The sequence below is a fragment of the Catellatospora sp. NPDC049609 genome (genome assembly GCF_040675365.1).
GTDB lineage: Bacteria > Actinomycetota > Actinomycetes > Mycobacteriales > Micromonosporaceae > Catellatospora.
Genome location: NZ_JBFAOU010000487.1, coordinates 1 through 1,088 on the forward strand (window position 1 = coordinate 1; position 1,088 = coordinate 1,088).

The following is a 1,088-nucleotide window of genomic DNA, read 5'->3' on the forward strand; positions in this document are numbered from 1 at the left end:
GGACCTTCAGAGCTTCAACATCGCACCGCGATCATGTATCACAGTCCACACACGACGCCGTGAAGCACTGCACCACAAGATCTTCGCCAGATCCAGAACTGCTGTCCGCCAGCCCGGATGCCACACGTCCGCCCACCCGGTGATCCAACAGACCGTTGACACCTAGCAGCGTGGCGATCCTGTGACGGACGGCACCGACAATCTGGGGCTCGCGGCTGGCGCGGGATGCATACCAGCACGTGCGACGGAACAGCGATATGTCGACAAGGAGGTCGATGTCCGCATCGTTGCGGAGGTCATCGCCGTAAGCGGCCACGAACTGATCGAACTCGTCGTCGGTGAGCCACCCCAGGCGCCACGAACCGATGACGTAGGCGACGTCCCACTGCCTGGGGCCGAAGCAACTGTCCTCGAAGTCGAGGAGGTGCACCTGACCGGCAATCGAAAGCGTGTTACCACGTGAACGTCGCCATGCAGGATCGCGCTTGTTTCAGCAGGCCACCGCGATGCCAACCATCGACGATCGAGTTCGCCGCGAAGATCGACAAGGCCCGCCAGGTCGGCAGCCGGTATCCCCCGCGCTGCTGCCGCCAGCTGCCGGCGGACTCGGTTCCAGGGATTGAGCGGCGGCAGGTCGGGCCACGGCGGAGGCTGCTGGTGTAGCTGCCTCAGCAGTCGGCCCAGGGCTTGGGCGGTGCCCCGTTCCACCGTCGGCAGATACTGCCACCAGGTGACGATTCGGCCGTCGACTCGGAGCAGTTGCTCAGTCGGCGGTGACCCGGCGGGTCTGACCGTTTGGATTCCCCTGCTTTCGCACCACGTCGCCAGCTCCAGTTCGGTCCGCAAACGCTCTCGGCGAGCGCGCACAGCGCCGACACGCGCGACGAGTCCAGCGGCAGGTACCGCGACAACGGCGTTGTCAGCCGGTGGCCGCAGGACCATGAGGTCGGCATCAGCGAACGGGGTTCCGGCCAGCGCCCTCCGAACGACAGCCAGTGAGGTCATTTCATCCTGATTGGCGTCGATGTCGAGTGGTGTAGGGCCAGGATCGCTCGCGCGATGGTGCCGGTCTTGCTGACGGTGCAGCG

1 protein-coding gene and 1 pseudogene are annotated in these 1,088 nt (G+C 65.2%); both read right to left on the minus strand.

What is annotated here, in order from left to right:
• Positions 1–31: 31 nt before the first annotated feature.
• Positions 32–430: a hypothetical protein gene (locus tag AB0J67_RS41315; RefSeq protein WP_363491314.1), complete on the minus strand. Its 399-nt coding sequence runs from the start codon at positions 428–430 to the stop codon at positions 32–34.
• A 41-nt stretch (positions 431–471) separates the two neighbouring features.
• Positions 472–1,005, minus strand: a pseudogene (locus tag AB0J67_RS41320) (hypothetical protein); the annotation flags it as partial.
• Positions 1,006–1,088: the final 83 nt, after the last annotated feature.